The following is a 23,211-nucleotide window of genomic DNA, read 5'->3' as shown; positions in this document are numbered from 1 at the left end:
CATGACCGGCATTGACCACGTTGCCAGGTCAATCGGGGTCTCGACTGCCACCGTCTCCCGCGCACTCCGCGGGCTGCCGGGGGTTTCGGCCGACACCAGGATGAAGGTCCTGGCTGCGGCGGAGGCGCTCGGGTATGTCCCGTCGTCGTCGGCCTCGGGGCTCGCGTCCGGCAGGACCATGGCGATGGGGGTGCTGCTGCCGCTGATTGAACGCTGGTACTTCTCTGCCGTGCTGGAGGGAGTGGACCGCCAGTTGCGCGCCGCCGGGTACGACCTGGTGGTGTTCAGCCTCGGCGGGACCGGAGTGAACCGTGAGCGGGTGTTCCACCGGTCAATCCTCCGCAAGCGGATCGACGCGCTCCTGGTGATGTGCATGGAACTTACCGATGATGAGCTCCAGTCACTGCACGCACTGGAGTCGCCAACCATCGTGGTCGGCGGGTCGGTCAGGGGCGTCCGGCACGTGGGGATCGACGACGACGCGGCAGCCCGCGACGCCGTCGAACACCTCATCTCGCTGGGGCACACGGACATCGCCCACCTGCGGGGCGGTGGGTCCTACGGTATCGAGTTCGAGGTGCCGCGCATCCGTGAGGAGGCGTATCTGGGCGCCATGGCAGCCCACGGTCTCGTGGTGCGCCCTGAATGGTCACTGTTCGGTGATTTCCGCTTCAAACAGGGCAAGGAGGCGGCGCTTGCGCTCCTGCAGGATCCCGCCGACCGTCCGACGGCCGTCTTCTGCTCGTCAGATGAAATGGCGTTTGGAGTCATCACTGCGGCGGCCGAGCTGGGCATCAGCATCCCGGATCAACTCTCGGTGGTGGGTATTGACGACCATGAGTTCGCGGAGCCGATGAACCTGACCACCATTCGCCAGCGCCCCGAGGAGCAGGGCGCCTATGCGACCGACCTTCTCCTCGCAGAACTGGAGGGTGCGCCACCGTTGGCGGTGCCGACGCCCCGACCGCACGAACTGATCATCCGGAACTCCACGGCGCCGCCCCGGGGGCATGCCAGAGGTCGCTAGACTCGGCAGATGGCTACCGAACTGATGTACCTCAACGACTTCGACGTGCTCACGGGCACCGCCCGCGTTCTCTCGGTCAGCGCCGACGACGACGGCCGCACCGACGTGGTGCTGGACCGCACCTGTTTCTACCCCCGCGGTGGAGGCCAGGACTGGGACATGGGACGGATCCTGTCCTCCACCGGGGACACCGCGTTCGTCGTCGAGGAGGTTCGGCTGGATCCAGAGGGAGTGGTACACCACCTCGGTGCCGGCCCTATCACTGAAGGCGGCGAGGTATCCCTTGAAGTCGATGCCGCCCGGCGGACTGCCAACACCCGGCTACACTCGGCCGGGCATGTGGTGGACCTGGCGGTGGAACGCCTGGGGTTACCGTGGGTTCCCGGCAAGGGTGCCCACTACCCGCACATGTCGTTCGTGGAATACAACGCCACCCTCGCGCCAGCTGATGTCGACGCCGTCGTCGCGCAGGTCCAGGAGGCCGCCCGGAGCGTGATCGACGCGGGCAGCACCAACGAGATCCGGTTCATGCCGGTGTCCCAGATGGGCGAGTACTGCCGGAACGTTCCGGACAACATTCCGACCAACAAACCCGCACGGATCGTCCTTTACACCCCAGACTTCGGTGTCCCGTGTGGTGGCACGCATGTGAAGGACGTCTCGGATATTGGCACCCTGACCATCACGAAGATCCGTTCGAAGAAGGGCCTCACCAAGGTCTCCTACGCGGTGGAAGGCATCAACTAGGGCTGGGCCGGCTAGTTGGCCCGCGCCAGCTGCCGGATCGGGATCCAGCGGGACGCCAGCCGCCGGTAGGACGCGGCGGCCCCGGTCATGTCCCCCTCGGAGAGGCACTCGATGCCGAGGCGGACATCCATGGGTGACTCGTCCGGGAACACCAGGTCAGCGACCGGGCCGTAGTCCAGTTCCACCACGGCGTCCAGGCGGAAGAGTTGCAACCACCCAATGATGTCGGTCAGGTCATCAATCAGGTCGAGCTCCGGCGCGGCAATAGCCAGCGAAGCCATCGCGTGCTTGGCCCGCTCGATGCACTCGTGCACCGCCGTCGCGACACGGACAGTGCGCACCTTTCCGCCCTCCTCGATCACCTCGGTGAGGTCGTCCTCGTGGATCAGGACGAACCACGAAAACGGGATCCCCCAGGTGGCCGAGCGGGTGTACAACTTGGCGGTGGTCTCAGCGACCGTCTCGGGGTCAAGCCGCGCCTGGTGGGCGTCCGTGGCGGCTTCGGGGAGGAGCACGTCCACCAGCGGGCCGCGGATGGTCTGGCCCAGGGATTCGGCGGCCAGGGAGGTGCGCACGGCCAGCTGGTTGGGGCAGTAGTACCGGGTGGTGGTGCCGTTGCTGCCGGGGAAGTGCAGCACCCGGACCAGGTCCGCTCCGTGATGGGGGAAGGGGTCGGACACCTGCCGGAGGATCCGGTGCAGCGAATTGGTCCGCTCGATCCCCTCAGTGACCAAGCGGTCACGTGACCGCTGTTCGAGGATGACCAGCTGCTGGGCATCGCTGAACGCCTCGAGCGGCTCGTAGACCCTGAGGTAGGACACATAGGGGAAGGTGTGGCCCGTGGCGGCTGGGCCGATGGCCGCCATCAGCTACCCGAGCTCCACAATGACCGGGGCATGGTCGGACGCGCCCTTGCCCTTACGTTCCTCGCGGTCAATCGATGCGCCGGTCACGCGTTCCGCCAGCGCAGGAGAGGCCAGCACAAAGTCGATTCGCATGCCCATCTTCTTGGGAAAGCTCAGCTGTTTGTAGTCCCAGTACGTGTACACGCCGGGGCCGGGCGTGTGGGGCCGGGCGACGTCGGTGAAGCCCGAACTTTCGAAAGCGTGGAACGCCGCACGCTCCTGCGGGCTGACATGGGTGTAGCCCTCCCGCTGGAACAGGTCAATGTCCCAGACATCCTCATCCCGCGGGGCGATGTTCCAGTCACCGGTGAGCGCGATCTGCGCCGACGGGTCAGCCTCGACCCAGCCGAGCGCCTTGGCCCGCAAAGTGTCCAGCCAGTCGATCTTGTACTGCATGTGCGGGTCGTCGAGGGACCGGCCGTTGGGCACATACAGGCTCCACACCCGGACGCCGCCGCAGGTGGCGCCGATCGCACGGGCCTCCTGGACCGGTTCCACGTCCTTCCCGAAGGTCGGTTGACCCTCAAAGGTGCGTTCGACGTCCGCGAGCCCCACCCGTGACGCGATGGCTACACCGTTCCACTGGCTCAGGCCGAAGTGCGCCACTTCGTAGCCGTTGGCTTCGAAGAGCTCCCAGGGGAAGTTCTCGTCCTTGCACTTGGTTTCCTGAATCGCCAGCACATCGACGTCGGAGCGGGCGAGCCAGGCCTCGACGCGGTCGGCGCGGGCTCGGAGGGAATTGACGTTCCAGGTGGCTATCTTCACAGGGAACACGTTACCAAGGTCCTGTTGCGTCAGTCCCGCCACCAGGTGTCGAGGATGGTGACCGGGACGGTGCGCTTGTGCCGGGTGATGGCGTGACGGCGTTCGATGGCCAGTGCGGCTGCCTCATCGATCTCCCGGCCCTCCAGGTAGTCGTCGATCTGGTCGTAGGTGATCCCGAGTTCGTGCTCGTCGGTGCGGCCGGGCTGGAGGTCGAGCAGGTCAGCCGTGGGCACCTTCGCGTAGATCTGCTCGGGTGCGCCGAGCTCCTTCAGGAGCGCCCGGTTCTGGCGCTTGTTCAGGCCGAACAGGGGGAGGATGTCCGCGCCGCCGTCGCCGTACTTGGTGAAGAACCCGGTAACCGATTCGGCGCCGTGGTCAGTGCCGATGACCAGCAGGTTATGCTGCCCGGCGAGGGCGTACTGGGAGACCATCCGTGCCCTGGCCTTGATGTTCCCCTTGGTGAAGTCGGAGATGTCCTCGCCGGTCGCGGCGGCGTACTCCGCCTCGAAACCGTCGACGGCAGCGGCGACGTTGAAGGTGCGTTGGCTCTTCGGCTGGATGAACTCGAGGGCGGCCTGCGCATCCTCTTCGTCGTGCTGCTCGCGGTAGGGAAGCCGGACCGCGATGAAATCGGCGTCGACACCCTCCTCGGCCAGCTCGGTCACGGCCAGCTGGGCCAGCCGGCCGGAGAGGGAGGAATCGACTCCGCCGCTGATTCCCAGAACAAACCCGTTCGTGCCGGTGGCCCGGAGGTAATCCTTCAGGAAGGTGACCCTGGCCCGGATCTCCGCGGCGGGATCAATGGTGGGCTGCACACCCATTTCCTCAATGATGCTGGCTTGGTTTTTGCGCATGGAGACAGGCTACTACGGGGGCGTAACGGGCACGTTACGGCAAATCACACACCGGCGCCGCCCTTCCGGCCGGCCCCGCCCCGGAGTGCAGGAGGGAACCGCTGACTACTGCTTGAAGGCCGCGTCGAAAGAGGTCCCGGACGGGGCAAAGTTGAACCTCTTCAGGAAGGCCAACGCCTCCGGGGCACCCTCCAACCGGTCCATCCCGGCATCCTCCCATTCCACCGAGATGGGACCGTCGTAACCGATGCTGGTGAGTGCCCTGAAACTGTCCTCCCAGGGCACATCACCGCGGCCAGTGGACACGAAGTCCCAGCCGCGGCGGGGATCACCCCAGGGCAGGTGGGAGGAGAGGATGCCGTTCCGCCCGCCACCCATCCGCATCTTCGTGTCCTTGCAGTCGACGTGGTAGATCCGGTCGGCGAAGTCGGAGATGAACGCCACCGGGTCGATCTGTTGCCACATGAAATGGCTCGGATCCCAGTTGAGGCCGAACGCGGGGCGGTGGCCGATGGCCTCAAGGGTGCGCTGGGTGGACCAGTAGTCGTAGGCAATCTCTGACGGGTGCACCTCGTGCGCGAACCGGACGCCGCACTCATCGAACACGTCGAGGATGGGGTTCCAGCGGTCAGCGAAGTCCTGGTAGCCGGCGTCGACAACGTCCTGGGACACCGGAGGGAACATGGCCACGTACTGCCAGATCGAGGACCCGGTGAATCCCACGACCGTCCGCACGCCGAGTTTTTGGGCCAGCCGCGCGGTCAACTTCATCTCCTCGGCGGCGCGGGCCCGCACTCCGACGGGATCCCCATCGCCCCAGACCCGCGGTCCCACGATGGCCTGATGCCTGAAGTCGATCGGGTCATCGCAGACGGCCTGGCCCTTGAGATGGTTGGAGATGGCCCACACCTTCAACCCGTTGCGCTCAAGAATGTCGAGCCGCCCGGCGATGTACTCGTCGTCGTCCCAGCGCCAGGCATCCAGGTGGTCGCCGGAGACCGCGATCTCGAGGCCGTCGTAGCCCCACTCGCCAGCAAGGCGCGCCACCTCCTCGAAGGGAAGGTCGGCCCACTGGCCGGTGAACAGGGTGTAGTTGTGTGGCATGGGGTACTCCTAGATGAGGGTGGGCTGGGCTGGATCCCAGTCTTCGGGAAGGGGATCGAGTGCCGCGGCGGAACTGGTCACAGGGACAAACTCGCCGGTGTCGATGGACTCGGCGGTCGCCACCATGGCATCAAGGATGTGGAACGCAGTCGCCCCCTGCGCGCGGTGGGGTCGGTCCGCCCGGATGGCGCGTGCCATCTCGAGGACACCGGAGCCCCGGCTGAACACCGACCCGACGGCGGGGATAGTCTCCCAGTCCGCCGCGCCGTGCCGGTAGATCCTGACGTCGCCGTGGAACTCGTTCGGGTCGGGAAACGCGATGGTCGCCTCGGTGCCGGTGATCTCCACGAAACCGGTGCGGGGCAGGGGCGAATCGAAGCTGAAGATGCTCTGCGACGACTGGCCGCCGTCGAACTGGGTGAGGGCGCTGACGTGGGTGGGAACGGACACCCGAAACTCCTCACCGGCAAGCGGCCCCGAACCGATCACCCGGGTGTCGCGGGCCCGGGAGCCGGCGGCGGCCACCCGCCGGATGGAGCCGAACGCCTGGACCAGGGTGGTGAGGTAGTACGGTCCAATATCGAACAGCGGTCCTGCGCCGTCCTGGAACAGGAAGGCCGGGTTGGGGTGCCAGGATTCCGGGCCGGGGGACTGCATGAGGGTTAGCGCTGTGAGCGGCGTCCCAATGTCTCCGCGCTGGATGCAGCGCAGGCCGGTCTGCAGGCCCGCCCCGAGGAACGTGTCGGGTGCACACCCCAGGCGGACTCCGGCCGCCTCCGCCGCGGCCAGCAACCCTGTGCCTGAACTCCGGTCGAGGGAGAACGGCTTCTCGGACCAGACGTGCTTCCCGGCGGCGACAGCGGCGAGGGCCACCGGCACATGCGCTGCGGGGGTGGTCAGGTTAATCACGATCTCCACGTCGGAGTGGGCCAGCGCAACCTCCACCCCTCCTGACAGGTCGACTCCGAACTCTGTTGCCCGGGCGCGGGCGGCATCCTCGAAAAGGTCAGCGACCACGTGCACGGTGAGATCAGGGAAGGCGGTCAGGTTGGTCAGGTACTCCTTGCTGATCACTCCGGCGCCGATCACCGCGACGCCGACCGGCCCCCTCACGCGCCAGCCCGGGCGAGCAGAAACCGCCGGCTTTCCTCGATCGCTGCGAAGAGGTCCCCGGCGCTGTCGTCGAGTTCGACAACGACCGTCTCGACCGCCGAAGACGCCTGGAGGACGCCTTCGATGTTCATCAGTCCCGCGCCGACAGCCACCTGCGATGTGGGGTCCCTGTCGATGGCGCCGTCCTTGAGGTGGATCAGCCGGACCCGCTCACCCAGACGCCCCAGCAGGGCAGCAGGATCCTGCCCGCCGACCGCCACCCAGTAGGTATCCACTTCCAGGACCACGGCCGGGTCCAGATGGTCAGCCAGCACCTCAAGGCCGGTGCGGCCCTCGAAATCCGTCTCCACCTCGAACCAGTGGTTGTGGTATCCCACCTGGAGGCCGTACCTGGCCGCCACCGCGGCAGCATCGTTGAGCTGAGCGGCGGTGGCCGCGATGTCCTCGACCGACGCCCAGCGTGCCGGATCCACGAACGGGTCGATCACGGTGCGCATCCCGAGCGACTGGGCGGCCGAGCAGATGTCTTCCTGGTTCGCGGAGAGCAGGGGTGCGTGGCCGGACGGGGCTGCCAGCCCGTTGCGGCGCAGCGCCGCGGCCAACCGGTCGTGGTCGGCCGCAAAATTGTACGGTTCCACGCTGGTGAAACCCATCGCAGCGATCCGGTCGATGGTGCGGTCGAGATCGGCGACGAGAGCGTCGCGGACCGTGTACAGCTGGACTGACAGTTCCATGGATCTCCTGCGTGCTGTAGATCAGTTCAAACGGGCGTGACGGCGGTACCGGCCTGGGCGGCACTTTCCTCCAGCGCGGCCAGCACCCGCTGGGTGGCCAGCCCCTCCTCGAACGACGGCGACGGCGGTGTCCCCGAGTCGATCGCGGCGAGGAAATCGGCCGCCTGGCTGGTGAACGTGTGATCCCAGCCGAGGGTGTGCCCAGCAGGCCACCAAGCTCCAAGGTACGGGTGGGACGGTTCGGTGACCAGTATTTTGCTGTAACCCTGCAGCTCGGTGGGCACACTGCTGTCGAAGTACTGCAGCTCGTTGAGGTGTTCAAGGTCGAACCGCAGGCCACCACGGGAACCGTACACCTCGATCTGCAGCGAGTTCTTGCGCCCGGTGGCGAAGCGCGAGACTTCAAGGCTCGCGACGGCGCCGGAGGCGAGGCGCAGGGTGGCCCAGGCGGCGTCGTCGACGGTCACCGGTTCCGGGCCGTCCGGGCCGGGGCGCTCAGTGACGAAGGTGTTGACCGTCCCGGACACGGTGACCACCGGGTCACCGAGCAGGTACCCCACCTGGTCGACGGCGTGGGAGGCGAGATCGCCGAGGGCGCCCGAGCCAGCCGACGCCTTGCGCAGCCGCCAGCTCATCGCGGCGCGCTCGTCGGCCAGCCAGTCCTGCAGATAGCTCACGCGAATCTGGCGGACGTCCCCCACTCGCCCGCCAGAAATCAGGGACCGCGCCAAAGACAGCGCGGGGAGACGGCGGTAGTTGAACCCGACCATCGAGTGGACGCCCTGGGCGCGCGCGGCGACGGCGGCCGCGACCATCTGCTCGGCCTCGGCCACCGAATTGGCCAGCGGCTTTTCCACCAGGACGTGTTTGCCGGCCTGCAGGGCCGCGATCGCGAGCTCGGCGTGCAGATGCCCCGGGGTGCAGATGTCCACGATGTGGATGTCGTCACGTTCCAGCACCCCACGCCAGTCGGTTGAGCTTTCGGCCCAACCGTACTGGGTTGCCGCCTCAGCCACCTTCCCGGCGTCGCGGCCCACCAGGAGCTGCTGTGCCACCCGGGGCGTCGGGTAGAACGCGTTCACGTTGCGCCAGGCGTTGGAATGAGCCTTCCCCATGAAGGAGTAGCCGAGCACGGCCACCCCCAGCGTGCCGGGCTCGGCAGCGGCTGCCGGGGCGGGGGTGGTCATAGGTGGTCTCCTTGAAACAGGGGCGTGCCGGTCCTGGGCGGGGTGATCGAGCGCAGGAACGCGAGGCCGTCTTGGGCGAGCCGGTCCTGGGACTCGGCGAGGGGCCGCCAGATGGAGGCGGCGGTGGCAATGCTGGCGTTGTGCGCCGTGAAGCTCTCAATGTTCAGGGGGCCTTCGTACCCGGTGGTGTCGAGGGCGTCCAGGATGGCTGTCCAGTCAGTCTGGTCGCCGCCCGGTGCGCCGCGGTCATTGCCACAGACCTGTAGGTGCACCAGGTGCTCTCCCGCAGCCCGGATGGCGTCCGCTGAGGAACGCTCCTCAATGTTCAGATGGTAGGTGTCCAGGGCCAGACCGAGGTGCGGGCCAAGGAGCGGGCCCAGCGCGTCAAGTCCCTGGGCGACGGTGTTGATGAGCGGCGTCTCGTACCGGTTCAGGGGTTCGACTCCGAGGATGACGCCGGCGCCGGCAGCCTCGTCCACGAGGGGGGCAAGGTTGCGGCGTAACTGCCGGTATGCGGCAGTTCGTTCGTCGTCGTCCATCCGCCACACCCGGCCGGTGGAGGAATAGAACGGTCCACAGACAGACGGGGCGCCGATGTCGTGCGCCAGCTGGATGCAGGCGCTGAGGTACCGCTGAGTCTGCAGGATGACGGAGTCGTCGGCGAGGATGAGGTCACGGCCCGGCGCCATTGCACCCACTAAATAGGGGTGCATCCCGTGCAGGGAATTGGTGACCACCTCTGCTGTGAAGTCGCCGATGTTCTCCAGCGGGAGCTCAACGGCGTCGAACCCCATGTCGGCAATGGACCCCAGCAGGGGAGGCAGGGTGGCGTCGGTGAGGGGGGAAACCCACACCCAGGTGTTGACACCGATGGGTCGCTGGAATGAGCTCTCCAAGGCCCTGCCTCCTCTCGCTGTATTGGGGTTGACGGGTGCCGCGGGTGCGGCCGGGTTATGGAATCTGGCGTTCCTGCCAGACCTCGGGGTAGCCCTCCATGTCCTCGCCGCCGAACTTGGCGTAGTGACCATCAGGCATACCCTCATTGGCGGCCAGGAAGTCACCGCGTTCATCCTCGGTGATCGGCTCCTGCGGGAGGATCCATTCGGCAGGGATTTCCTCGCCAGCGAAGATCTTCTCCAGCGCCAGCAGCGGGGTGCGCCACTGGAAGTTGGAGTAGACCGGGGCAAGGGCTGTGATTCCTGTTTCCTCCCACTTACGCAGGAAGCTCATCTCGTCCTCACCGGTCATGACGGGGAGGTCAGCTCCGGCGTCCTCGAAGGCTTCGATCGCTGCAACCGCGCCGTCGCCCGCGTCCATCCAGATGCCCTGGACGTCGCCGGTGGCCAGTTCGTCGGCCAGGATGTCCTTGATCTCGGTGGGGTCAGCGCCGGTGAAGTAGTCAACTGCCTCGATGCCGTTCTCCTCGAAGATCCGCTCGGCGGCCGCCCAGCGCTGTTCCAGGACGTCGACACCGGGGAGGATGCGCAGGGCAACCACCTTGTCGCCTTCCTCAAGCTGTTCGCTTAGGAACTCGGCGGTGTCGATGCCCCAGGCGAAGCCGCCGATGGGGTGGATGAACGTGACTGCGCAGTCGGTTTCAACGCCGCGGTCGAACACCACCACTGGCTTCCCGGTCTCACAGGCCCTCTCGACCGCTGGGGTCATGGCTGCCGTCGAGTTGGGGGAGATGATGAACGCGTCGCAGTTGCCTTCAGCGATGAAGTAGTCGATGTCGGCGATCTGGGTGTTGTCGTCGTCCTGCGCGTCCCGGGTCTCCATCTCGGAGATGACCCCCGAATCCTGCAGAGCCTTCAACTGCTCGTTCATGGTGATCCAGCCGGTCTGCCGCCACGGGTTGGAGATCGAGGCGTTGGCGAAGCACGCCTTCTGGGCGCCGTCCGCTGCGTACTCGGCGGTGTCGGTCATCTCCCCGTCGATGTACTGCAACCATGGCTGCTCCGGGTCACCTTCGAAGGTGGCGGAACGCTGCTCGTACTGGTCGTCGTACACCTCCTGGACAAACCATTCGTCGCTGCTGGTCTCCTCGGCAGCGGGTTCGGTCTCCGCGGCGGATGCCGTGGTGTCTTCCGTAGGCGGGTCCTCAATGGATGAATCGGTAGTGCACGCGGTCAGGGCGAGCAGCGAGGTTGCTGCCACCACCGTGACCTTTGTCAGGATGCTTCGTCGCATCATATTCCTCTCTCATTGGTGCCCACGGTGGGCGGTGGAGCGATGGGGTGTGTTGGTTCGTGGGTGCGGGAGCTGGCTCCACGGCGTTTGCGCTGCCAGGTCTGGGCTGCCGCGGCGACCGCGACGATGATGATGATGCCCTGCACGGAGTCCCGCCAGGTGGATTCGACGCCGAGGAAGTTCAGCAGGGTGAAGAGGGTTTCAAGTGCGAAGGCGCCGGCTGCGGCGGATAGCACCCAGCCGCGCCCTCCACCGAGCACCACCCCACCGAGGACGACGGCGGTGATTGCGGTGAATTCGTAGCCGCGGCCCACGGAAGGGTGAACCCCGGCGTAGCCCACCAGGATGATGCCGGCGACCGTCGCTGACAGCGAGGACAGCATGAACGCTCGGGTCTTGACCCACCAGACGCGGGCGCCGGTCAGCGCTGCAGCCCGGGAGTTGTCGCCCACGGCGATCAGGGTGCGGCCATACGGACGGCGCATCAGCCACAGCGCTGCCGCGGCGGTGACAACGAAAATGATGACCGGGTAGGGGATGATCTCCAGCACCGGGACGTCGCGGATCCCGCCCCGCCCGATCTGCCGGAAGCTGTCCGCCGGGTTGCCGGTTGCAGCGCCGCCGGTCGAGTACAGCACCATCCCGAGCAACGCGAGCATCATGCCGAGCGTGACGATGAAGCTCGGAACCTTCAGCAGGGTCGTCACCAGCCCGTTGATGAGGCCAATGAAGGCGCCGAACACGAACATCAGCCCCAGCACCGGGAGGACCCGGGCGTCGTCGTCGCCGATCAGGTTGCCAGCGATGAAAACCTGAGCGGTGACCACCGATCCCATCGACAGGTCGAACTCACCCGAGACGATGACGAAGTACTGTCCGATGGCTGCAATCGCGATCGGCGCGGTCCGGCCGATGAATCGGATCAGGGAACCGGGTTCACCGAACGACGGGTTTGCCGCGATCACCGCGATCAGCAACGCGATCAGGAGGATGAAGACACCGCCGCTGGGGGTTCGCAGGGCCCGCAGTAGACGGTCACCGGCCGACGACCGGTTCCGGGCGAGAATCTCGTTCCGCGTTCCCTGGGCGTTCTCGCTCACGCTCATGCCGACACCTCGCGTGCTGGGATGGTGGAGGATTTCTCGAAACGCGGTGGCCGGGTGATGACCGTGCGGCGGGCGTAAACCGCGACGGCGATCACGATCACCAGCCCGCGGACCACATCTTTCAGGAAGGGGTTGATCTGCATGACGCTCATGATGTTGTCCAGCATGGCGAAGATCAGCACGCCGCCCAGGGTCCCTACCAGGGACCCTTTGCCCCCGGCAAGGAGCGTGCCGCCGAGGACGACAGCGGCGATGGAGAGCAGGTCATACCCGCCCTGGGAGCCGATGGTGGGGCTCCCTACGCCGAGCCGTGCGGCCAGTAGCAGGCCCGCCAGACCGGCCATGACCGAGCACAGGACGTGTGCGGTGATGATCGGGGTGCGGGTGCGGATCCCTGACATCCTGGCGACGCCGAGGTCCCCGCCGACCGCGTAGATATGGTGGCCCACCCGGGTGCGGTTCAGCATCAGCAGGACCAGACCCGCGGTGGCGAGCATGATCAGGGTGGAAATCGGGACGGGTCCCAGTCCGGTGGCCCCGATCAGCCGGAAGGACAGTGGCGCCTGGCCAGAGCTGCCCTGGTAGTTGGTGGCAAGGTAGCCGCTGATGATCAGCCCCATCCCGAGGGTGGCGATGAAGCCGTGCACCTTCAGGCCGGAGACCACAAGACCGTTGGCCAGCCCGATGAGTGCCGAGATGGCGAGGGCGGCGAGCACTCCGGGGAGCACGTTAGCGCCCTGGTTGGCCATGATGCCAGCGGCAATGAGGCTGGAGAGGCTGATCACGTACGGCACTGACAGGTCGAGGCTGCCGACCAGGATCACCAGGGTCTGCCCGATGGCAATGAACCCGAGGACGCTGGTTCCGGTGAGGATGTCGGAGATGTTGCCGGTGCTGAAGAAGCTCCGACCCACCGAGCCGACCAGGATGGTGCCGACGATGACGGTCAGCAGCACCACCAGGTACACGATGTGCGTCGAGGTCAGCCGTGAGAGTCGGTTCATGATGGGGTCTCCTCGGTCCGCGCGCCGGTGGCTAGCTGCAGGACTTCTTCCTCGGTGGACGTCGGCGACAGTTCACCGGCGATAAGCCCGTCCCGCATCACCAGCACCCGGTCAGACATGCCCAGCACCTCCGGCAACTCGCTGGAGACCATCAGGATGGCTTTCCCTTCGGCAGCGAGCGCCCGCATCAGGTTGTACACGGCCACCTTGGCTCCCACATCAATGCCGCGGGTCGGCTCGTCGAGCAGCACCAGCCGAGGGCTGATGGCCAGCCACTTGGCCAGGACCACTTTCTGCTGGTTTCCCCCGGACAGGTACTGGACCTCCTGGTCCAGGTCACGGGCAATCACCTCCAGGGAGGAGAACACGCCCGGTGCGTCCTGGCGCGCCTGGTTGGTGCGGCCGGGAAAGACCGAGCGGATCACGCTGAGCGCGTTGTCCAGAATCGACTGGTTCAGGCTGAGGCCCTGCGATTTGCGGTCTTCGGTGATGAGGGCGACCCGGTGTTGGATGGCGGTACGGGTGCTCCGGGCCGTGTAGGCTTCGCCGGCGAGACGCATGCTTCCGCGGGTGAAGGGGGCTGCACCGAAGATCGCTTCGACCAGCTCGGTGCGTCCTGAGCCCTGAAGCCCGGCGATGCCGACGATTTCGCCGGTGCGGAGGGCGAGGTTGATCGAGTCGAGCTGTTCGTTGCCGGCGTCGGCCACTTCGAGCAGCGGTTCACCGATGATGGTGCCCGGTGTTACCTCCGGGAAGTAGGCGGAGATGGGACGGCCCACCATCAGGCGCACCAGTGAGGCGTCGTCCATTGACGACGCCGGTTGGGAGCCGACTACTTCGCCGTCCTTCAGGACGGTGATCGTGTCGCAGAGGTCGAAGATTTCCTTGAGCCGGTGTGAGACATAGAGGATTGCCACTCCGCGCTCCTTCAGGCGCCCGATGATGCTGTAGAGCAGTTCCACCTCGGGGCCAGCGAGCGCCGCGGTGGGTTCGTCCATGGAGATGATCCGCGCGTCGTAGCTGACCGCCTTGGCTATCTCCACGATCTGCTGCTGGGCGACCGAGAGGTTGCTTACCGGCGTGGACGGCTGGATGCTGGTGATTCCCAGCTGGTCCAGCAGCTCCCTGGTCCGCTCCAGCATTGCCTTCCGGTTCACCAGGATCCCGCTGCGGGGTTCCCTGCCCAGGTAGATGTTCTCGGCGACCGTCCGGTCGGGAAGCAGGTTGAACTCCTGGAAAACGGTCGAGAGCCCGGCCTCGTGCGCCTGGGTGGGGTGGGAGAAATCAACTGGGGCACCAGACAATTCGATGGTTCCCGAATCCCGGTGGTGGACCCCGGCCAGCAGTTTCATCAGGGTCGACTTGCCGGCACCATTCTCGCCGACCAGGCCGTGGACTTCACCCGAGCGCAACTCAAGGGAGACGTCCTTCAGCACCTCAATGCCGAAGAAACTCTTCGACAACCCGGAGACACTGAGCACCACCGGTGCGTTGACCCGAGACTCCAGAGGGAAGACTTCTTTATCCACTCGCTCACTGTGACATAGAACTCATACTTTTGTCGAGCATCAAGCAAAAGTATTGTGTTGGTCATCAGTTAGTAGTTTGCGAGACAGCTATAAGTTCTGCGTGGTTTACTAAAACCGTGTTGAAGATCGAGTCCGAGAAGCAGGGTCGCACCTCCGCGTTGCCAGCCCCCGGCGCCAGCGAGGTTTTCCAGCTCCTGCGGGACGGACAACCGCGGACGCGCGCGGAGCTGGCGCAACTTACGGGGCTCGCACGTTCCACAGTCGCCTCGCGGGTCGAGACCCTCATGACTCTTGGACTGGTGGCCCCCTATGGCGGGGCCGTCTCCACGGGTGGGCGGCCGCCGTCGTTGTTCGCGCTGAACCCCGGAGCCCGGGTGGTGATCGGTGCCGACATCGGCGCCACCCACGCGCTGGTGATCCTGACCGACCTCTCCGGCGCGGAACTGGCGAGCGCCCGGCAGACACTGAACATCTCCGACGGGCCGGACGCAGTACTGGGCTGGTTGGTTGCGACGATCGGTGACCTGTTGGTTCAGTCACGCCGGAGCAGTTCCGAACTGGCCGCCATCGGCATCGGGCTACCCGGTCCGGTGGAGCACGAGACCGGACGCCCGATCAACCCGCCGATTATGCCGGGCTGGGACCGCTTCGACGTGCCGGGTCTGGTGCAGCGCAGTTTCGCCGTTCCGGTGCTCGTGGACAACGATGTGAACATCATGGCCCTGGGTGAGTTGAGCAGTAACTGGCCGAACACCACCGACTTGATGTTCATCAAGGTAGCCACCGGCATCGGCGCCGGAATCATCTCCGGATCAATGCTGCAGCGCGGCGCCCAGGGTACCGCGGGGGACCTTGGCCACGTGCGTGTTCCGCGTGGTGGGGACATTCCGTGCCGGTGCGGGAACACCGGGTGTCTCGAGGCAATGGCCGGTGGACCGGCGCTCGCCGCCGCCCTGAACGAACTGACCGGCGGAACCCTCACGAACAGCCAGGGCGTGATCGATCTGGTGCGCTCGGGTGACGGGAACGCCATCCAGGTGATCCGTCAGGCAGGCCGCGACATCGGCGACGTGCTGGCGACCTGCGTAAACCTGATCAACCCCTCGGTGGTGGTGATTGGTGGCAGTCTGGCCCAGGCCGGTGAACACCTGTTGGCGGGGATCCGCGAAGTGGTCTACCGCCGCTCGCTGCCGCTGGCCACTGAACACCTCCGGATTGTCCCGTCGGTCGCGGGGCAGAGTGCCGGCGTCAGGGGCGCCTCGGTGATGGCCATCTCCCACGTCCTGTCCCCGGAGTCGATCGAGACCGCAAGCCTGATCGCACCCTGATCCAAGCCGTGGCTCAGCCAGGCCGGAACCGGTTCATCCCGGCTGGGTCAGTCCCACCGGGTCGGGTCCGTCTCCAGCCGGGTTCTGTCCCACTGGCCGGTCGTTGCTGCCGCGGCATAGGTGGCCTGCAGGAATTCGAAGAGCACCAGGTCGGGGTTCGGCGCGGATCGCACCACCTCGTAGGGCAGGAGGAACTGCCCATTCTCGACCGAATAGAAAGCGCCCGGCGGTCCGGCTGGCTGGTCGGCAAACCCGGACGGCTCCGGATAGGCGTAGGAGTAGAACGCACCCTCCTCCCCGCCGCCGGGCCAGAATCCGCAGCTGCTGAGCTCCTTGGAATAGCCTTCCTCCATCACCCAGTCACCGCAGTTAGGGGCACCGCCGGGGTGCACTGGAGCGTCCCGGCCAGAGAAGCGGGTGCACGCCAGGTCCATGGCGCCCCAGAAGAAGTGGACCGGGCTGACCTTGCCGATGAAGTGCGCCCGAAACTGATTCATCACCCGGTCCGCCTGCACAAGCTGACGCCAAAAGAGGTGGGCGGCCACCGGGTCGTAGGAGGCGTGCACGGTGTCTTCAGCGAACGGGATCGCCGGATCCACCTCGTTGGGCCGCGCCTGGATGACCGTTTCAATGCCCAGCTCGGCAAGCGCCCCCATGATCCAGGAATGAAAATCCCTGACCGGCATGGGTGCCAGGGCCAGCTCCCGGGTCTGCCCGTCCCCGCTGCGGACCCTGAGCCGGTGGTCGCAGAAGTCGAACTCGATGTCGAAAACGGTGTCCCGGTAGGGGATGGCCGACGTCGTCAATCCGCGGGCACTGACATACAACGTGACCTGCCACCAGTGGTTGAGAAGGGGGGCGTGGGCGAGCCGAATCTTGCCGACGATCTGCGTCCACATATGCAGGGTGTCCCGCGTGTCAGACCAATCGTCGACACGGAGGCGGGGCCATGCAGTAGCGTCGTCGTCGCGTTGCACCATAGCGGGTTCCTCTCGGGGGAGGGTCAAGGTGTCACAGAGCCTACCGAACCGGATCCCGCATGTCGCCACCGGAAGAGACATTAGGATTGCAACCATGACCGTCGATACCGCCGCCCGCGACCGCCTGCGTGAACTCATCCAGGAATTGGCCATCGTTCACGAGAAAGTGACCCTGTCCAGCGGTAAGGAAGCCGACTACTACATCGACCTGCGCCGCATTACTCTTCACCACGAGGCGTCGCAGCTGGTGGGTCAGGTGATGCTGCAAATGCTCGACGACGCCGGCATCGCCTTCGAGAGCGCTGGCGGACTGACCATGGGTGCCGACCCGGTGGGAACCGCCGTCATGCACGCTGCCGCCCGCGACAACCGAGGCATTGACGCGTTCGTGGTGCGCAAGACCCAGAAGACCCACGGCATGGCCCGTCAGGTGGAGGGCCCCGACGTCGCCGGCCGGACCGTCGTCGTTCTCGAGGACACCTCGACCACCGGCGGGTCGGCACTGACCGCCGTCGAAGGAGTCCGGCGGGCGGGCGGCAAGGTGCAGGCGGTGGCGGTCATCGTCGACCGGGACACCGGGTCCAAGGAACGCATCGAGTCGGAAGCCGGGGTGCCCTACCTCTACGCATTCGGTAAAGATGAGCTCGGCTTGAGCTAGCACCTGGGCAGACCGATGACTGAGGACGCCGAACGGCTGCTTCGCTATGCGCACGGGATCAAAGGCATGTCCCGCCGGTCCTTCATCGCTGGCTCCGCGTTTGGGCTCACCCTGGCCGCCGACCTGTTCCTGACCCGTCAGATCCAGGAGGAACGCGAGGAGTTGCAGATCCTCCCGGTCGAGGACGCGGAAGCCGCACGCCGGTTCCCCCGGACACGGTGGATCATCTTCCCCGGCTACAAGACCGGGTGGGAAGAGGGTGGCTGGATTGCCAACTCCCTCCAGCCCGCCCTCAGCCAGCGCGGGCAGATCGCGGTGATGGGATATTCGAACCGCGGGCTGAACGTCGCCAACATCGTCGCCGCACTGAACCGGTACGTGAGGATTTTCCAGGTGGAAACGCTCTACTTCTATGGCCACAGCTTCGGCGGGATGGTGGCGATCGAGGTGGCATCGCAGCTGCGCGGGCTGGGAATCGCTGTGGAACTGATCATCCTCGATTCGAGTCCCCACTCCCGGGATGACGTACTGGATCAGGCTGTGTTCGAAGGCGTAGTGTTCCTGTATGACGCCGGCTACCGGGTCCCCACCGTGCTGCGCGGCAGCTACGAGCTGGGCGAGCGGATCGTCAACAAGAACGAGCGCACCTGGCGGCAGATCCTGAACCAGACCCTTGAGCAACTCTCCCCGCTCGCACCGTCGAGCGTCCTGATCCAGTCGCAGTCCTCGTACATCTACCACTACAACGTCACCCGTTTCCAGGAGACGCTGGGTGATACGCAGATTGCCTTCATCGGCAACCCCAACGACGGCACGGTCAACTACGCCCGGGCCAGGCCGGGTTGGGCGGAAGCCTTCCCGGACAACCTGGTGTCGGCCGACTACGTCACCGAGGGTGCCCTGCCCGCGCACGCCAGCCCGCAGTGGAACCCACTGATCTATCAAAGCATCGTCGTCGCGCTGCAGGACGAGTTCCTGCCCCTGCCACAGGGCGGTTCCCTGCGAAGCGCCTACTGACCGCTGAGCGTTCTCCGGAGCCGGCCCAGGTCGCGGCGGTCCATTCCGGCACCCTCCAGGAACGCGTCGACGGTTCCGAACTCGCGGCGCAGCCCCTTGATGAACGTGGCCATGGCACCCTCCGGCGAGGTCAGGATCACCGGCGGGTTCTCCATCGACAGGCGGCCAGCCCCGGCGGGCGCGTCCCCCATCCATAGCTTCGCCAGTGCTGGCAGAATCTCCGGCAGGGCGCCAGTCGTGTGGGCGTAGTCCTTGATGATCAGCTCGTCGGCGACTCCGGCCACGAGGAGAATCACCGCGGTGATCACTCCGGTGCGGTCCTTGCCTGCGGCGCAATGCACCAGGGTGGTCCGGCCCGCCACGATCGGCTCCAGCGCATCGACCACCACCGTGGGCCGGCTGTGCAGCCACCCCACGTAGTAGTTGCCCAGGTCCTCAGCGGTCAGCAACCCCATGGTCGACGCCGGGTTGGCGTCGGATGGGTCCAACGGGGCGGCAACGAGATCGATCCCCGCGTCGGCGGCTACCTGCCAGGGTGCCATCCCCGCCTCACGGTGGCTGCGCAGATCAACGATCGACTGGATCCCCTGAGCCGTCAGGAAATCCATGGTCGCCGCCCGGTCCCAGTCGAACGGTTGGCTGGAGCGGAACACCCTGCCCGGCACCGGTGCCCGTGGATCGGCGGCGGTGAGCTCGGCGATGTCCCGCAGATTGAGCACCCCGGGCACCGGACTAGACCTGTTCGATCAGGTCCGCCACTGACTCCATGATCTGGGCGGGCCGGAAAGGGTACGCGTCGATGTCGGCGCGCTGGGTGATACCGCTGAGCACCAGCACCGTGTGCAACCCCGCCTCCATCCCCGCAATGATGTCGGTGTCCATCCGGTCGCCGATCATCGCTGTGGTTTCGGAGTGGGCATCGATCTGGTTCATGGCCGAGCGGAACATCATGGGATTGGGTTTGCCCACAATGTAGGGAACACGGCTGGTGGCAGCGGTGATCAGGGCGGCGACCGCCCCCGTTGCGGGCAGCGGCCCCTCCTTCGACGGCCCCGTGACATCAGGGTTCGTTGCGATGAACCGTGCGCCGCCCTCGACCAGCCGGATGGCCTTGGTGATCGCCTCAAACGAGTAGGTGCGTGTTTCCCCGAGCACCACATAGTCGGGGGCCTGGTCCGTGAGCACGAAACCGGCCTCATGCAGTGCCGTTGTCAGGCCGGCTTCCCCAATCACGTACGCCCGGCCGCCCGGCAACTGTTCCTTGAGGAACTGCGCCGTGGCCAGAGCCGAGGTCCATAGGTTCTCCTCCGGAATTTCCAGACCGGAGGCCTTGAGCCTGGCCGCGAGGTCCCGCGGAGTGTAGATGGAGTTGTTGGTCAGCACCAGGAAGCGCTTGGACGTGGCCACCCAGCGGTCGATCAGCTCCGCAGCGCCCGGGATCGCCTGGTTCTCGTGCACCAGGACACCGTCCATGTCCGTCAGCCAGCACTCAATATGTTCGTTCTCACGCATGTGATCTCTCCCTGCCGTCCGGCGGTGCTCTAGGACCTCAGTCTTTCACCTTAGGCTGGGAGCGTGAAAGAAAATCCCGAATTCCCGCTGGTCCCGGTCGGCGTCGGCCCCTGGGAGGGGCAACTGCCAGAGGGAGAGCACTGGGATGCCGTACTCCTCGCCGCGGGTGACACCCGCAACGTCGTCGACCGGTACCGGTACTGGACCCACGAGGCGATCGTCGCAGACCTCGACTCCCGCCGCCACAACTTTCACGTCGCCATTGAGAACTGGCAGCACGACCTGAACATCGGGTCGGTGGTGCGCACAGCCAACGCCTTCATGGCCAAGGAAGTCCACATCATCGGACGACGGCGGTGGAACCGACGGGGCGCGATGGTGACCGACCGCTATCAGCACGTCCGGCACCACCCCACGGTCGAGGAGTTCGTCACGTGGGCGGAAGGGGAGGGCCTGCGGATCATCGGGATCGACAACTTCCCGGATTCCGTGCCCCTGGAAACCTACGACCTGCCGGAAAACTGCGTGCTGGTCTTCGGCCAAGAGGGACCGGGCCTGACACCCGAGGTGCACGCCGCTGCCGATGCCACCCTCTCCATCGCCCAGTTCGGGTCTACCCGGTCCATCAACGCCTCGGCCGCTGCAGCGATCGCCATGCACGGGTGGGTCCGCCGGCACGTCTTCGGGCAGGGAGCCTGACCATTAGCGCACCCGTTGGGGCCAGAAACGGCCCGGACGGTCTGAACGGTCGCGCGCAACCGGCAAACCTGACCCCCGGGGGCCGTTTCTGCTGATCGGGCAGTCGAATAGGATGGCTTAAGCGGTCAGTTTCCATCCCGCCTGTTTACGCACGCATTCCACGAAGGAGTCCTTATGCCTATCGCAACACCTGAGATCTATTCAGAAATGATCGACCGTGCCAAGGCTGGGGGCTTCGCGTATCCGGCCGTGAACGTGACCTCCTCCCAGACTCTCAACGCGGCGATGCGCGGGTTCGCCGAGGCCGGTTCCGACGGCATCGTGCAGGTATCCACCGGCGGCGCCGCCTACTGGTCCGGTGCGTCGGTGAAGGACATGGTGGTCGGATCCCTCGGCTTCGCCGCCTTCGCCCACGAAGTAGCCAAGAAGTATGACGTGAACATTGCGCTGCACACCGACCACTGCCCCAAGGACAAACTGGACGAGTTTGTCCTGCCCCTGCTCGCGGCGTCGGAAGAGGCAGTCAAGCGCGGCAACAACCCGATCTTCCAGTCACACATGTGGGACGGCTCAGCTGAAACCCTCGAGGAAAACCTGCGCATCGCCAAGGAGATCCTGCCCCGCGCAGCAGCAGCGAAGATCATCCTTGAGGTTGAGATCGGCACCGTCGGTGGCGAGGAGGACGGCGTCGAGAACGCCATCAACGACAAGCTGTACACCACCGTCGAAGACGCCCTGGCCACGGTCGAGGCGTTGGGCTCCGGCGAGCACGGGCGCTACCTGACCGCCCTGACCTTCGGGAACGTGCACGGCGTGTACAAGCCCGGCGGCGTCAAGCTCCGCCCCGAGATCCTCAAGGACATCCAACACCAGATCGGCTCCAAACTGGGCAAGGACAAGCCCTTCGACCTGGTGTTCCACGGCGGATCCGGCTCCTCGGACCAGGAAATCTCCGACGCCGTCTCCTACGGAGTCATCAAGATGAACATCGACACGGATACGCAGTACGCGTTCACCCGCCCGGTGGTTGACCACATGCTGAAGAACTACGACGGCGTGCTCAAGGTCGACAACGAGGTGGGCAACAAGAAGGTGTACGACCCCCGCGTCTGGGGTGCAGCCGCCGAAGCCGGCTTGGCCGCCCGCGTCGTGGAAGCTGCAGCCTCCTTGGGCTCCGCCGGAAAGAAGCTCTAGTATGTCCGACGAGTTCCGCCGCAACCTCCTCGGCCCCGAGCCGACCCTCCTTCCCGAGGAGACGGACCTCAGCGCCCGGATCGACGCCGGTGACGAAGCGGTAGACCTTGCCGCCGCGTACCCGACGTCGTCCCTGGTGTGGGCCATCCTGGCCGACGAAGCCTACGCCGACGGCCGCACCATCGAGTCCTACGCGTACGCCAGGACCGGCTACCACCGCGGTCTTGACGCGCTGCGCCGTAACGGCTGGCGTGGGACCGGGCCCGTGCCCTACTCGCACGAACCCAACCGCGGTTTCCTCCGCTCGCTCTACGCCCTGGGCCGGGCGGCGGCATCGATCGGCGAGATCGACGAGGCCGAGCGGATCGCGAAGTTCCTTGGCGAATCCGACCCGGAAGCCAGCAAGCAACTGGGCAGCTAGGCCTAGTGGGCAGCTAGCTCACGGTCGCCTGATGCTGGTCACTACGGTGACCAGCATCGGAGCGGCGGGGGCGGAGCTGAACCCGAACCGCACCGGCGGTGTCAGCGGTGCTAGGTTGCCCAAATCCCGGCCATCCAGGCTGGCTGTCGCGGAAACCACCTTCCGCGCCATCGTGACGCCATAGTATTCAGTGCGGCCGTTGCCGGCCGATCCCGCTGTCCTGACCCCGGGCATGACCAGGCCTGCCACCGGGTTGATGAGGCTCAGCCAGGCCGGCGACGTCGCAAGCCGCGCCGGAACGAGGCGCAGCATCCGCCCCAGCACCGTCACCGCGCCGAGCTGCGCGGTAACCGCCAGCGAACCCGCGGTCACGGTCAGCCGGCGGTCGTCGAGGGTCGAAACCACATCAACCACCCGGACCACATCGAAGCTGTAGGTCGCGCTGACGTAGTCGGCCACCGCCTGCGACGGGGCGATCAGGGTCCGCTCACCACTGGCATCCTCCATCATGACGTCGGTGAACGCCCCCAACGGCGACTCGGCCCACCTGCCGATCACCAGCCGTGTCCCCGACCCCGTGCCGAGCCCTGCAATGTTGCCCACGAAACGATCCATGAGGACATTCTCTCCTCCGCAGCTCTCCCGGGTGGCATCATGGCGGTATGCAGAAGAGCAGGAGTGAACTGGTATGGCTGGGGTTGGCAGCGATCCTGGCGTTCTTTTTCGTGCGGGCCGGGATCGAAAAGGTGATCGGCGAACCTGCGGCGCTGCTTCCCTTCCAAAAGTCGGGACTGCCCGAGTGGACGGTGTACCTGACGGCCGCAGGTGAATTCCTGGGCAGCGCCGCTCTCTTCGTTCCCCGGCTGCGCACCCTGGGAGCACTGGTCCTGGTACTGGTCATGTTCGGTGCTGCGGTGACCAACATCGCCAACGGCGACCCCCAGTACGTGTGGACCAACGTGTTGTTGGGCGCTGGATCACTGCTGCTGGCCTGGCAGGGTCGGAGACACCTCCCGGACCGTAAAAGCACATAGCGCGCCAACCTGGACTAAATTCTCCCTCGCCGGCGTCGCCCGGTTTCGCGCCCAACAATTGCAGTGTCGTGCGCTGACTTCAAATGGGTTTCCTAACCTATAG

Annotated in this window: 25 protein-coding genes; 9 read left to right on the top strand and 16 right to left on the bottom strand. The window is 65.9% G+C overall.

Annotated features, from left to right (window positions below):
• Position 1: 1 nt before the first annotated feature.
• Entirely contained in the window at positions 2–1,027 is a 1,026-nt protein-coding gene (locus tag HMI58_RS00695) for a LacI family DNA-binding transcriptional regulator (RefSeq protein ID WP_171617809.1), read from the top strand.
• Positions 1,028–1,036: 9 nt separating this feature from the next.
• Positions 1,037–1,774, top strand: a complete 738-nt coding sequence (locus HMI58_RS00690; protein ID WP_171617808.1) for an alanine--tRNA ligase-related protein — start codon at positions 1,037–1,039, stop codon at positions 1,772–1,774.
• A gap of 11 nt (positions 1,775–1,785) precedes the next feature.
• On the opposite strand, the gene HMI58_RS00685 is transcribed toward HMI58_RS00690, so the two are convergent.
• From HMI58_RS00685 to HMI58_RS00630, 12 genes are all read right to left on the bottom strand, one after another.
• On the bottom strand, positions 1,786–2,640 hold the full coding sequence (locus HMI58_RS00685; protein WP_171617807.1) for a hypothetical protein: 855 nt from the start codon (positions 2,638–2,640) through the stop codon (positions 1,786–1,788).
• A gap of 3 nt (positions 2,641–2,643) precedes the next feature.
• Positions 2,644–3,444, bottom strand: coding sequence for an exodeoxyribonuclease III (locus HMI58_RS00680; RefSeq protein ID WP_171617806.1), 801 nt, complete (start codon positions 3,442–3,444; stop codon positions 2,644–2,646).
• Positions 3,445–3,473: 29 nt separating this feature from the next.
• Entirely contained in the window at positions 3,474–4,298 is an 825-nt protein-coding gene (gene nadE, locus HMI58_RS00675) for an ammonia-dependent NAD(+) synthetase (protein WP_171617805.1), read from the bottom strand.
• A gap of 105 nt (positions 4,299–4,403) precedes the next feature.
• Entirely contained in the window at positions 4,404–5,402 is a 999-nt protein-coding gene (locus tag HMI58_RS00670) for a sugar phosphate isomerase/epimerase family protein (protein ID WP_171617804.1), read from the bottom strand.
• A gap of 9 nt (positions 5,403–5,411) precedes the next feature.
• Entirely contained in the window at positions 5,412–6,515 is a 1,104-nt protein-coding gene (locus HMI58_RS00665; protein ID WP_171617803.1) for a Gfo/Idh/MocA family oxidoreductase, read from the bottom strand.
• Positions 6,512–7,249, bottom strand: a complete 738-nt coding sequence (locus HMI58_RS00660; protein WP_171617802.1) for a sugar phosphate isomerase/epimerase — start codon at positions 7,247–7,249, stop codon at positions 6,512–6,514. Before HMI58_RS00660 ends, HMI58_RS00665 begins: the two co-directional genes overlap by 4 nt.
• A 26-nt stretch (positions 7,250–7,275) precedes the next feature.
• Positions 7,276–8,436 carry a Gfo/Idh/MocA family oxidoreductase gene (locus tag HMI58_RS00655; protein WP_171587183.1) on the bottom strand — a complete coding sequence of 387 codons (1,161 nt, stop codon included), beginning with the start codon at positions 8,434–8,436 and terminating at the stop codon, positions 7,276–7,278.
• Complete coding sequence (locus HMI58_RS00650) at positions 8,433–9,332, bottom strand: sugar phosphate isomerase/epimerase family protein (protein WP_225667810.1); 900 nt, start codon at positions 9,330–9,332, stop codon at positions 8,433–8,435. Before HMI58_RS00650 ends, HMI58_RS00655 begins: the two co-directional genes overlap by 4 nt.
• A 55-nt stretch (positions 9,333–9,387) precedes the next feature.
• On the bottom strand, positions 9,388–10,626 hold the full coding sequence (locus HMI58_RS00645; RefSeq protein ID WP_171617991.1) for a substrate-binding domain-containing protein: 1,239 nt from the start codon (positions 10,624–10,626) through the stop codon (positions 9,388–9,390).
• A complete protein-coding gene (locus HMI58_RS00640) occupies positions 10,626–11,732 on the bottom strand; it encodes an ABC transporter permease (protein WP_171587185.1) in 1,107 nt (368 codons plus the stop codon). Before HMI58_RS00640 ends, HMI58_RS00645 begins: the two co-directional genes overlap by 1 nt.
• Positions 11,729–12,736, bottom strand: a complete 1,008-nt coding sequence (locus tag HMI58_RS00635) for an ABC transporter permease (protein WP_171617800.1) — start codon at positions 12,734–12,736, stop codon at positions 11,729–11,731. Before HMI58_RS00635 ends, HMI58_RS00640 begins: the two co-directional genes overlap by 4 nt.
• A complete protein-coding gene (locus HMI58_RS00630) occupies positions 12,733–14,265 on the bottom strand; it encodes a sugar ABC transporter ATP-binding protein (RefSeq protein ID WP_318779098.1) in 1,533 nt (510 codons plus the stop codon). The genes HMI58_RS00635 and HMI58_RS00630 overlap by 4 nt, the downstream gene beginning before the upstream one ends.
• A 116-nt stretch (positions 14,266–14,381) precedes the next feature.
• Between HMI58_RS00630 and HMI58_RS00625 the strand changes: the two genes are divergently transcribed.
• Complete coding sequence (locus tag HMI58_RS00625) at positions 14,382–15,593, top strand: ROK family transcriptional regulator (protein WP_171617799.1); 1,212 nt, start codon at positions 14,382–14,384, stop codon at positions 15,591–15,593.
• 47 nt (positions 15,594–15,640) lie between these two features.
• On the opposite strand, the gene HMI58_RS00620 is transcribed toward HMI58_RS00625, so the two are convergent.
• A complete protein-coding gene (locus HMI58_RS00620; protein WP_171617798.1) occupies positions 15,641–16,573 on the bottom strand; it encodes a DUF5996 family protein in 933 nt (310 codons plus the stop codon).
• A 94-nt stretch (positions 16,574–16,667) separates the two neighbouring features.
• Here HMI58_RS00620 and pyrE point away from each other — a divergent pair, with 94 nt between their 5' ends.
• On the top strand, positions 16,668–17,231 hold the full coding sequence (pyrE, locus tag HMI58_RS00615; protein WP_171587189.1) for an orotate phosphoribosyltransferase: 564 nt from the start codon (positions 16,668–16,670) through the stop codon (positions 17,229–17,231).
• Between the two features lie 15 nt (positions 17,232–17,246).
• Entirely contained in the window at positions 17,247–18,248 is a 1,002-nt protein-coding gene (locus tag HMI58_RS00610; protein ID WP_171587190.1) for a thioesterase domain-containing protein, read from the top strand.
• On the opposite strand, the gene HMI58_RS00605 is transcribed toward HMI58_RS00610, so the two are convergent.
• On the bottom strand, positions 18,242–18,976 hold the full coding sequence (locus HMI58_RS00605) for a tyrosine-protein phosphatase (RefSeq protein WP_318779097.1): 735 nt from the start codon (positions 18,974–18,976) through the stop codon (positions 18,242–18,244). The genes HMI58_RS00610 and HMI58_RS00605 overlap by 7 nt on opposite strands.
• 4 nt (positions 18,977–18,980) lie before the next feature.
• Positions 18,981–19,760 (bottom strand): HAD-IIA family hydrolase, encoded by a 780-nt coding sequence (locus HMI58_RS00600; RefSeq protein ID WP_171587191.1) that lies wholly within the window; start codon positions 19,758–19,760, stop codon positions 18,981–18,983.
• A 63-nt stretch (positions 19,761–19,823) separates the two neighbouring features.
• Between HMI58_RS00600 and HMI58_RS00595 the strand changes: the two genes are divergently transcribed.
• The 3 genes from HMI58_RS00595 to HMI58_RS00585 all read left to right on the top strand — a co-directional run bounded on the left by HMI58_RS00595 (position 19,824) and on the right by HMI58_RS00585 (position 22,074).
• Positions 19,824–20,459 carry a TrmH family RNA methyltransferase gene (locus HMI58_RS00595; protein WP_171617797.1) on the top strand — a complete coding sequence of 212 codons (636 nt, stop codon included), beginning with the start codon at positions 19,824–19,826 and terminating at the stop codon, positions 20,457–20,459.
• Positions 20,460–20,633: 174 nt separating this feature from the next.
• Positions 20,634–21,653 carry a class II fructose-bisphosphate aldolase gene (gene fbaA / locus HMI58_RS00590; RefSeq protein ID WP_171617796.1) on the top strand — a complete coding sequence of 340 codons (1,020 nt, stop codon included), beginning with the start codon at positions 20,634–20,636 and terminating at the stop codon, positions 21,651–21,653.
• Position 21,654: 1 nt separating this feature from the next.
• On the top strand, positions 21,655–22,074 hold the full coding sequence (locus tag HMI58_RS00585; RefSeq protein WP_171617795.1) for a DUF3151 domain-containing protein: 420 nt from the start codon (positions 21,655–21,657) through the stop codon (positions 22,072–22,074).
• Between the two features lie 18 nt (positions 22,075–22,092).
• Here HMI58_RS00585 and HMI58_RS00580 read toward each other — a convergent pair whose 3' ends face one another.
• Positions 22,093–22,689 (bottom strand): hypothetical protein, encoded by a 597-nt coding sequence (locus tag HMI58_RS00580; protein WP_171587195.1) that lies wholly within the window; start codon positions 22,687–22,689, stop codon positions 22,093–22,095.
• A gap of 47 nt (positions 22,690–22,736) precedes the next feature.
• On the opposite strand from HMI58_RS00580, the gene HMI58_RS00575 reads away from it, so the two are divergent.
• The gene (locus HMI58_RS00575) at positions 22,737–23,108 is read left to right on the top strand and encodes a DoxX family protein (RefSeq protein ID WP_171617794.1); all 372 of its coding nucleotides are present in this window, start codon (positions 22,737–22,739) and stop codon (positions 23,106–23,108) included.
• Positions 23,109–23,211: the final 103 nt, after the last annotated feature.

The sequence above is a fragment of the Arthrobacter sp. 147(2020) genome (assembly GCF_013116715.1).
Classification (GTDB): Bacteria; Actinomycetota; Actinomycetes; order Actinomycetales; family Micrococcaceae; genus Arthrobacter_D.
This window is presented reverse-complemented; position numbering and strand designations above follow the sequence as displayed.

Bases quoted from the DNA above. Each gene is read 5' to 3' on its own strand.
- HMI58_RS00695 (WP_171617809.1), top strand. From the start codon at position 2: ATGACCGGCATTGACCACGTTGCCAGGTCAATCGGGGTCTCGACTGCC.
- HMI58_RS00690 (WP_171617808.1), top strand. From the start codon at position 1,037: ATGGCTACCGAACTGATGTACCTCAACGACTTCGACGTGCTCACGGGC.
- HMI58_RS00685 (WP_171617807.1), bottom strand. From the start codon at position 2,640: ATGGCGGCCATCGGCCCAGCCGCCACGGGCCACACCTTCCCCTATGTG.
- nadE (WP_171617805.1), bottom strand. From the start codon at position 4,298: ATGCGCAAAAACCAAGCCAGCATCATTGAGGAAATGGGTGTGCAGCCC.
- HMI58_RS00670 (WP_171617804.1), bottom strand. From the start codon at position 5,402: ATGCCACACAACTACACCCTGTTCACCGGCCAGTGGGCCGACCTTCCC.
- HMI58_RS00660 (WP_171617802.1), bottom strand. From the start codon at position 7,249: ATGGAACTGTCAGTCCAGCTGTACACGGTCCGCGACGCTCTCGTCGCC.
- HMI58_RS00655 (WP_171587183.1), bottom strand. From the start codon at position 8,436: ATGACCACCCCCGCCCCGGCAGCCGCTGCCGAGCCCGGCACGCTGGGG.
- HMI58_RS00645 (WP_171617991.1), bottom strand. From the start codon at position 10,626: ATGCGACGAAGCATCCTGACAAAGGTCACGGTGGTGGCAGCAACCTCG.
- HMI58_RS00640 (WP_171587185.1), bottom strand. From the start codon at position 11,732: ATGAGCGTGAGCGAGAACGCCCAGGGAACGCGGAACGAGATTCTCGCC.
- HMI58_RS00635 (WP_171617800.1), bottom strand. From the start codon at position 12,736: ATGAACCGACTCTCACGGCTGACCTCGACGCACATCGTGTACCTGGTG.
- HMI58_RS00620 (WP_171617798.1), bottom strand. From the start codon at position 16,573: ATGGTGCAACGCGACGACGACGCTACTGCATGGCCCCGCCTCCGTGTC.
- pyrE (WP_171587189.1), top strand. From the start codon at position 16,668: ATGACCGTCGATACCGCCGCCCGCGACCGCCTGCGTGAACTCATCCAG.
- HMI58_RS00610 (WP_171587190.1), top strand. From the start codon at position 17,247: ATGACTGAGGACGCCGAACGGCTGCTTCGCTATGCGCACGGGATCAAA.
- HMI58_RS00600 (WP_171587191.1), bottom strand. From the start codon at position 19,760: ATGCGTGAGAACGAACATATTGAGTGCTGGCTGACGGACATGGACGGT.
- fbaA (WP_171617796.1), top strand. From the start codon at position 20,634: ATGCCTATCGCAACACCTGAGATCTATTCAGAAATGATCGACCGTGCC.
- HMI58_RS00585 (WP_171617795.1), top strand. From the start codon at position 21,655: ATGTCCGACGAGTTCCGCCGCAACCTCCTCGGCCCCGAGCCGACCCTC.
- HMI58_RS00580 (WP_171587195.1), bottom strand. From the start codon at position 22,689: ATGGATCGTTTCGTGGGCAACATTGCAGGGCTCGGCACGGGGTCGGGG.
- HMI58_RS00575 (WP_171617794.1), top strand. From the start codon at position 22,737: ATGCAGAAGAGCAGGAGTGAACTGGTATGGCTGGGGTTGGCAGCGATC.